This is a genomic window from Tardiphaga sp. vice154 (assembly GCF_007018645.1).
In the GTDB taxonomy this organism is placed as follows: domain Bacteria; phylum Pseudomonadota; class Alphaproteobacteria; order Rhizobiales; family Xanthobacteraceae; genus Tardiphaga.
In genome coordinates this window covers 860,001-867,500 of sequence record NZ_CP041399.1, presented here as the reverse complement: position 1 = coordinate 867,500, position 7,500 = coordinate 860,001, and the positions used below count along the sequence as shown (strand labels likewise).

7 protein-coding genes, 1 tRNA gene and 1 rRNA gene (1 of these 9 cut by a window edge) are annotated in these 7,500 nt (G+C 56.2%); 1 reads left to right on the top strand and 8 read right to left on the bottom strand.

The window, feature by feature from the left end:
- Positions 1-37: 37 nt before the first annotated feature.
- The 7 genes from FIU28_RS04075 to FIU28_RS27265 all read right to left on the bottom strand — a co-directional run bounded on the left by FIU28_RS04075 (position 38) and on the right by FIU28_RS27265 (position 5,178).
- Positions 38-114, bottom strand: a tRNA-Ile gene (locus tag FIU28_RS04075).
- A 214-nt stretch (positions 115-328) separates the two neighbouring features.
- Positions 329-1,815 (bottom strand): 16S ribosomal RNA (locus tag FIU28_RS04070).
- Positions 1,816-2,197: 382 nt separating this feature from the next.
- On the bottom strand, positions 2,198-2,380 hold the full coding sequence (locus tag FIU28_RS04065) for a hypothetical protein (RefSeq protein WP_143571801.1): 183 nt from the start codon (positions 2,378-2,380) through the stop codon (positions 2,198-2,200).
- Between the two features lie 491 nt (positions 2,381-2,871).
- Complete coding sequence (locus tag FIU28_RS04060) at positions 2,872-3,618, bottom strand: hypothetical protein (protein ID WP_143571800.1); 747 nt, start codon at positions 3,616-3,618, stop codon at positions 2,872-2,874.
- Positions 3,619-3,889: 271 nt separating this feature from the next.
- Complete coding sequence (locus FIU28_RS27275; RefSeq protein ID WP_368039347.1) at positions 3,890-4,498, bottom strand: hypothetical protein; 609 nt, start codon at positions 4,496-4,498, stop codon at positions 3,890-3,892.
- 72 nt (positions 4,499-4,570) lie between these two features.
- Positions 4,571-4,873, bottom strand: coding sequence for an IS3 family transposase (locus tag FIU28_RS27270; protein WP_368039332.1), 303 nt, complete (start codon positions 4,871-4,873; stop codon positions 4,571-4,573).
- Complete coding sequence (locus tag FIU28_RS27265; RefSeq protein ID WP_368039331.1) at positions 4,870-5,178, bottom strand: transposase; 309 nt, start codon at positions 5,176-5,178, stop codon at positions 4,870-4,872. Before FIU28_RS27265 ends, FIU28_RS27270 begins: the two co-directional genes overlap by 4 nt.
- 138 nt (positions 5,179-5,316) lie before the next feature.
- Between FIU28_RS27265 and FIU28_RS04050 the strand changes: the two genes are divergently transcribed.
- A protein-coding gene (locus FIU28_RS04050) for an IS3 family transposase (protein WP_441351275.1) occupies positions 5,317-6,416 on the top strand; the annotation gives its coding sequence in 2 pieces (ribosomal slippage) (positions 5,317-5,581 and positions 5,581-6,416; 1,101 coding nt in all).
- A 237-nt stretch (positions 6,417-6,653) separates the two neighbouring features.
- Here the strand turns inward: FIU28_RS04050 and FIU28_RS04045 are convergent.
- Positions 6,654-7,500, bottom strand: partial view of a hypothetical protein gene (locus FIU28_RS04045; RefSeq protein ID WP_143571798.1) — the 3' portion only. It continues 566 nt past the right edge of the window; 847 of the gene's 1,413 nt are visible here — the last part of the coding sequence; its start codon lies beyond the right edge, outside the window; the stop codon is at positions 6,654-6,656.

Sequence of the window (7,500 nt, the reverse complement as noted above, 5' to 3'; positions counted from 1 at the left end):
GATTGAACGTCATCTCGTCTCGCGCAAAGGCAAAACGTGGTGGGCCTGGGAAGACTTGAACTTCCGACCTCACGCTTATCAAGCGCGCGCTCTAACCAACTGAGCTACAAGCCCTAACTACTAAAGGGCATATACTCGGAATTCCCAATCGACACCTTTCGGCATCAGCTGAGAACGTCACAAGCACGCCCCAGCGTGTGTTCGTCCGCGAAGAAAGAGAAACGAAGACGGCGGTGTCCCGCCTATGCAGCCTAACAACCGAGATTGTTGGCCACTGATGTTTCAAAAGAGGATCGATAGTGACAAGTCACTGAAGATCCATCCTTAGAAAGGAGGTGATCCAGCCGCAGGTTCCCCTACGGCTACCTTGTTACGACTTCACCCCAGTCGCTGACCCTACCGTGGTCAGCTGCCCCCTTGCGGTTAGCGCACTGCCTTCAGGTAGAACCAACTCCCATGGTGTGACGGGCGGTGTGTACAAGGCCCGGGAACGTATTCACCGTGGCATGCTGATCCACGATTACTAGCGATTCCAACTTCATGGGCTCGAGTTGCAGAGCCCAATCCGAACTGAGACGGCTTTTTGAGATTTGCGAGGGGTTGCCCCTTAGCGTCCCATTGTCACCGCCATTGTAGCACGTGTGTAGCCCAGCCCGTAAGGGCCATGAGGACTTGACGTCATCCCCACCTTCCTCGCGGCTTATCACCGGCAGTCTCCCTAGAGTGCTCAACTAAATGGTAGCAACTAAGGACGGGGGTTGCGCTCGTTGCGGGACTTAACCCAACATCTCACGACACGAGCTGACGACAGCCATGCAGCACCTGTGCTCTATGCCCCGAAGGGAAGGTTCCATCTCTGGTACCGATCATAGACATGTCAAGGGCTGGTAAGGTTCTGCGCGTTGCGTCGAATTAAACCACATGCTCCACCGCTTGTGCGGGCCCCCGTCAATTCCTTTGAGTTTTAATCTTGCGACCGTACTCCCCAGGCGGAATGCTTAAAGCGTTAGCTGCGCCACTAGTGAGTAAACCCACTAACGGCTGGCATTCATCGTTTACGGCGTGGACTACCAGGGTATCTAATCCTGTTTGCTCCCCACGCTTTCGTGCCTCAGCGTCAGTAATGGGCCAGTGAGCCGCCTTCGCCACTGGTGTTCTTGCGAATATCTACGAATTTCACCTCTACACTCGCAGTTCCACTCACCTCTCCCATACTCAAGACTTTCAGTATCAAAGGCAGTTCTGGAGTTGAGCTCCAGGATTTCACCTCTGACTTAAAAACCCGCCTACGCACCCTTTACGCCCAGTGATTCCGAGCAACGCTAGCCCCCTTCGTATTACCGCGGCTGCTGGCACGAAGTTAGCCGGGGCTTATTCTTACGGTACCGTCATTATCTTCCCGTACAAAAGAGCTTTACAACCCTAAGGCCTTCATCACTCACGCGGCATGGCTGGATCAGGCTTGCGCCCATTGTCCAATATTCCCCACTGCTGCCTCCCGTAGGAGTTTGGGCCGTGTCTCAGTCCCAATGTGGCTGATCATCCTCTCAGACCAGCTACTGATCGTCGCCTTGGTGCGCCTTTACCACACCAACTAGCTAATCAGACGCGGGCCAATCTCTCGGCGATAAATCTTTCCCCGTAAGGGCTTATCCGGTATTAGCACAAGTTTCCCTGTGTTGTTCCGAACCAAGAGGTATGTTCCCACGCGTTACTCACCCGTCTGCCACTGACATATTGCTATGCCCGTTCGACTTGCATGTGTTAAGCCTGCCGCCAGCGTTCGCTCTGAGCCAGGATCAAACTCTCAAGTTGGACTTGAACTTTGAACCGGCTGATCACATCGTATTGACGAGGTCCCACCATACTTGGTCAATCAAGCCGAAGCTCGATCAACCTGCCGTCCGCGCTTCACAGCGCAAACAACGATGGTGTAACCTTTGTATCAAAACGTGTACCGCCGAAGTCTTTCGTCCGGCCTCAATCCCAAAACACCAACTTGCGTCGAATGCTTCCTGATCAAGACCCGCAAGGACTCCGCCGTCCACGTTTCTCTTTCTTCATCTAAACTTGTCAAACAACCCGATGCGCGAAGCATCGCCCTCCCCGTAAGGGAGAAATTTCGAACTGATCTTCCACTTTGAAAGCCATCAGGCTGTGTTCCGAAGAACACCAGCGCCCCGAAGGGAGCGAACCTTTAGAACTTCCAGAGGAAGGAAGCAACCCTCTTTTTCAGAATAATTCGCGGCGCCCTTCCGAAGAACAACACCAGCAAATCTTCCTGGAAGAAGATTGTCAGCCACTGTTTCCAGCGAACCGACACCTCACCGCGACAGCAAATCAGCAACCGATTTTGAGCGGTTGTTGCTTCACTCTTCATGATGAGGAGCTTCTAAACACAAGCAAGTGGTCCGGGCCGTTGGGCCCCGCCGCCGCCGCGCTCAGTGGCCGGTTTATAGGCGCTGGCACTCTGATCTGTCAACGTCCGTCGTCAGAAAAACGTCATGCGGCGGTCAGCCTGTGGAACGATACGCAAAACACTTGTTTTACCGACGAATGGACAAGCGTCCTGGAGTACCTGCGAGGGGTCGTACAATCTCAGGCGGTACTATCGGCGCATTCGGCGATTTATGATTTTGTTTTTTTTCGCTTGAGGTCGCGTCGATCGCTCGATGGAGCTCCTCGCCGCGGGTCCGTTGGACCGCCTTAAACACCCACGATACTCGGAAGCCGGCACGGAGGCCGTCTGCCTGGCAGCTATTTGACCATCCGGAACGGTATTTGCGGATCCTGGCGATGCACACCGCTGCAAAACCGCGCAACGCCGCTTGCGAGCGGGCATTACCCCTGATTTCAGCCGGTGTGGCGCGGCTACACGAGCGATACTCCGTCGATCGGACTGATGTCCCCCACAGGGCGCAACAGGTCTGCCATGGTAAAACTGTCCGGCGCCTTCGAAGGCAGGATCGGCTTCCAGTTCTTGCCCCTCTGCCACAGGCAGGACCGATGCTCCCCATGGACAAGCCCGAGGAAGACTTCGGCCAGGAGCGTCCCCCCGACCGGGCCGAGCTTCCCGCCATTGCCGCGCTGCTCCGCCTCCTTGAGGAGGTAGTCCGAGAGCGGTGTGTTGGTATGCCGATGATGCTTGTTGGCAGCAGCGCCATCCGCGCCCTTCGTGATCTCTTGCAGCGTCAAGGCATCCTGGATCTTCATCTCCCTGGTGACATCCTGCCCCGAACGCAGACCGAAGCGCGCGCCGCGCTTGAGGTTGCGGAACGGAAGGCTCACTCTCCTGGCAACGGATGCAGCGGGTAACACGAACGGGTCGATCTTGCGTGAGGGGTTGAGCGGCACTCCGGCCGGATTCGTCAAAAGCACTTTGTGGTAGCGACGCCAGTCGATGATCCATTTGCCCGGCAACGTCGGAACGTGAAGACCATGCGGAGGATTGGGGAAGTCATCGACAATGCCATCGTGCAGGCCGGTGAACTGAAAAAACTGCTTAAGTTCTGCGACGCCGCCTTCCGCTCCGGCCGTGGAGATACGGTTGTGGCTATCTTTATCGCGCACCATGCCGTGGCCGAGGCGATAAATGGCGCCGGAAAATTCGGCCGGCATGTAGCGCGTCTTCTTGAAGCGGTAGAAGGTAGAAGCGTGGGCCCGGCTCAAAAATCTGCGCGACGATGTCCTGCTCGGTTATGCGCTCGACCAGATCGTGCAGGACCAGCCAATGATAGTTCCAGGTTAAAATCTGTCAGGCCCCTGGAAAACAAGCTATCCCGAGGCTTTCCGGTATCAATCCGCTGCTAGCAAACCATGTTGCGAAAGTTGAGTATCGCCAGATAAATCTGCGCGACGATGAGGTTTCAATCGTTGCGATTATCGCCGATCAACGAGAAGGCTTCAGCGCTGCGCGGAAGATCATTTCGGAAATATCGGTAAGACCGCCTGCTCCGCCCGGCAGCGTTTTGTCGATGTGGAATAACGGACAGGGCTTGTTGCCTGAGGTGGTCCCGGTTGTCTGAACAGAATCTCCGCGTCGATAAGCGGAGCTTCTGCCGGAGTTAGGCTGCCATGCGGATAGGCAGCGGGTTGAAGTAGGCCTGATCAGGAGTCCGGCCGTCAAGACTCGAATGCGGCTTTCGGCCGTTGTAAAAATCCAGATGCCGGCCGATCGATTGTCGCGCTTAGCTGACGCTGTCGTAGGTCCGCAGGTAGACCTCCTAGTATTTGATGCTTCGCCACAACCGCTCGACGAACACGTTGTCCCGCCAGGCGCCGTTGCCGTCCATGCTGATCGCGATGCTGTTGTCGGCAAGCACTCCGGTGAAGGCCGGGCCGGTGAACTGCGAACCCTGGTCGGTATTGCAAATCTCCGGCTTGCCGTGGCGCGCCAAAGCGTCCTGCAGCGTCTCGACGCAGAACGCAGCCTCCATGACAGCACCCGGCGGGTCGCCCAGTCGAGCACCGCGGCGAGGTAGACGAAGCCGCGCGCCATCGAAATGTAGGTAATGTCCGTCACCCAGCCCCGGTCTGGCCGTGTGATCTCCATTCCGCGCAGCAGATATGGTTAGATCTTGTGGCCCGGCTCCGGCCGGGTGGTACGCGGACGCCGGTACAGCGCCTCGATCCCCATCCGTCGCATAAGCTTCTTTACCTGCCGGCGGCCGATCTTGCATCCCTCGGCAGCCAGCAGGCCGCGCAACATCCGCGAACCGGCGAAGGGAAACTCCAGATGCAGCCGATCCAGAAGCCGCATGATCGCAAGGTCGGCATCCGGCACCGGACGCGGCAGGTAATACATGCTGCGGCGGCTGATCTGCAAAACCTTCGCCTGTCTTGTGATCGACAGATCGTGCTCACGGTCGATCATCGTCTTGCGCTCAGCAATCCTGCCTTGGTGAGCGTGCCTTCTAAAAAATCATTTTCCAGTGTCAGCTCGCCGATCTTGGCATGCAGCGATCTGACATCGACGGCGGGTTCCGCCGGCGCCGTGCCTCCCGGCCCGAACACCCCGGAGGCGGCGTTCTCGAACTGCGCCCTCCAGGTCGTGATCTGATTGGGGTGAACGTCGAAATGCTCGGCAAGCTGGGTGATCGTGCGATCGCCCTTGATGGCCGCCAATCCCACCTTCGCCTTGAAGCCCGGTGTGTGATTCCGGCGCGGTCGCCTGCTCATGGTCTCTCCTGTGCGCGGCGATTATTGCCGCCTTCAGGCAGGAATTCCACTTATCGTCTGACGTGCCCCCACCAAATTAGGCCAGTTTGACCTGGAATTTTCCATTTATGATCCCCTGACGGGGACGAGGAGAGTTCCATGAAGGCATCGAAGTTTTCAGAAGCGCAGATCGTATTCGTTTTGAAGCAGGCGGAAGATGGCTCGGCAGTCGCGGAGGTCTGCCGCAAGGCCGGGATCAGCGAGGCTACTTTTTACAACTGGCGGAAGAAGTATGCAGGCCTGATGCCCTCGGAGATGAAGCGCTTGCGTCAGCTGGAGGAAGAGAATGGCAAGCTGAAGCGGATCGTAGCTGACCTGTCGCTGGACAAGGCCATGCTGCAGGATGTGCTCTCAAAAAAACTCTGAGGCCTGACCGCAAGCGCGAGCTTGTCGACAGGGTGTGCGGCGACTGGAAGGTCTCGATCAGGCGGGCCTGTTCGACGCTCCGGATCGATCGCGCACTTTACGGCTACAAGTCGAAGCGTGGCGACCAGGCCGCTCTCAAACACCGGATCAGGGAGATCTGCGAGACGCGGGTGAGATACGGCTATCGCCGGGTCCATGTCCTACTGCTGCGTGAGGGCTGGGACGTCAACGTCAAGCGTGTCTACCGTCTTTATAGGGAGTTGAGCCTGCAATTGCGCAACAAAACGCCGAAGCGTCGCGTGAAGGCCAAGCTGCGTGAGGATCGAACAGATGCTGTCCAGGTCAACGAGACCTGGGCAATGGACTTCGTGCACGACCAGCTCGCCACGGGCCGCAAGATCCGCGTGCTGACGATCGTCGATACCTTTAGCCGCTTCTCGCCAGCCGTCGATCCGCGTTTCAGTTATCGTGGCGAGGATGTCGTGGTCACCCTAGAGCGCATCTGCAAGACCGTTGGCTATCCGAAAACCATCCGTGTCGACCAGGGATCAGAGTTCATCTCTCGCGATCTCGATATCTGGGCTTATCAGAAGGGCGTCGTGCTGGACTTCTCGCGGCCAGGCAAGCCGACGGACAACAGCTTCATCGAATCCTTCAACGGCAAGTTCAGAAGCGAATGCCTGAACACGCACTGGTTACTGAGCCTTGACGACGCACGGCAGAAAATGGAGGATTGGCGTAGAGACTACAACGAAGTCCGGCCACATAGCGCGATCGGTAACAAGGCGCCGATATCGCTGTTGAATGGCTCATCGGCGCCCCCGCCGGCATGAGCCTAACCCCGGAAAATTCCAGCTCCGGCTGGCCTAGTTTTGGGGAGCACTTCATAACCCCGGAAAATTCCAGCTCCGGCTGGCCTAGTTTTGGGGAGCACTTCAATGATCAAAGAATTCTTCCCATCGCTGGATGAAGCTTGGGGCTCAGGTCAGGCCGGATTAGTTTAAGCCGGTGTCAACAGAACCGGGTGCAGCTCAATTATACGGGAGATCAGAACCCTTTAGCCCAACTCGTTATCGGAAGCGAGCAGCATTCTCAAATGGCTTCATGCTTGCGTTCGGATCGATGCTTTCGAAATGAATTTGTTCCGCACCGGGTGTTTTCTCAAGCGGCAAGGAGACGCCCGCAAGAGCGTTACGCTGACCGATAGCGAAACCATCGAACGCAAATCGCTTTCCTGCGAAATGGCATACCGTCATGATCGAGCACGATACGTCACCATGGATTTCGGAAATTCTCCTGACTTCCCTTTGTACAATGGCTGCCGAGTCAGGCCCAATTTTACGAAATTGCTCGCTCGCAATGAGTAAGTACGGTTCGATTCGACTATTCAGCAAAAGCCTGACTATCAGAATTATTAACAGTATTGCTCTGTTCGTCATCGCCGAAAGACGGAGGCGCTGGTTTGGAGTTGCAAACTCAAAAGCAAGACCAATACCTACCGCAAGTGCGGCTATTAGTTCAAATTGAGAGTTATCATCTATTCCGTCTCCAAGTTGTTGCAAAGCATGATCAAATATCCCAAAAATAACGAAGAGGACTGTGAATCGAGCCTGCTCTGTCCTCCGCCTATCCCACGCCCAAACTGCCCATATAATGAAAGCCGGGATGATCCATTGCAGTCGTCCGAAACCAGCTACCAAACGATGAGCGTGCATGATTCGGGGCATCGTTAATTGTTCGAAGAATGCGGGTCCGTAAAATGCCGAACATATAACGAGACCGCCAATTGCGGCCGCGCCGCCTGCTATACCGCCTCGGAGCGCAAGCCGCCAATCCGCATTCAGCAGCCAAAGAAAAGCGCAGCACGGCACCGCAAATAATGTGTGTTTGCAAAAACCCGCAGCAACCATAAGAATG

What these genes read in the sequence shown, in the direction of transcription:
- FIU28_RS04060 (WP_143571800.1), bottom strand. Translation starts at nt 3,618, where the DNA reads ATGCCGGCCGAATTTTCCGGCGCCATTTATCGCCTCGGCCACGGCATG.
- FIU28_RS27265 (WP_368039331.1), bottom strand. Translation starts at nt 5,178, where the DNA reads ATGAGCAGGCGACCGCGCCGGAATCACACACCGGGCTTCAAGGCGAAG.
- FIU28_RS27275 (WP_368039347.1), bottom strand. Translation starts at nt 4,498, where the DNA reads ATGGCGCGCGGCTTCGTCTACCTCGCCGCGGTGCTCGACTGGGCGACC.
- FIU28_RS04065 (WP_143571801.1), bottom strand. Translation starts at nt 2,380, where the DNA reads ATGAAGAGTGAAGCAACAACCGCTCAAAATCGGTTGCTGATTTGCTGT.
- FIU28_RS27270 (WP_368039332.1), bottom strand. Translation starts at nt 4,873, where the DNA reads ATGATCGACCGTGAGCACGATCTGTCGATCACAAGACAGGCGAAGGTT.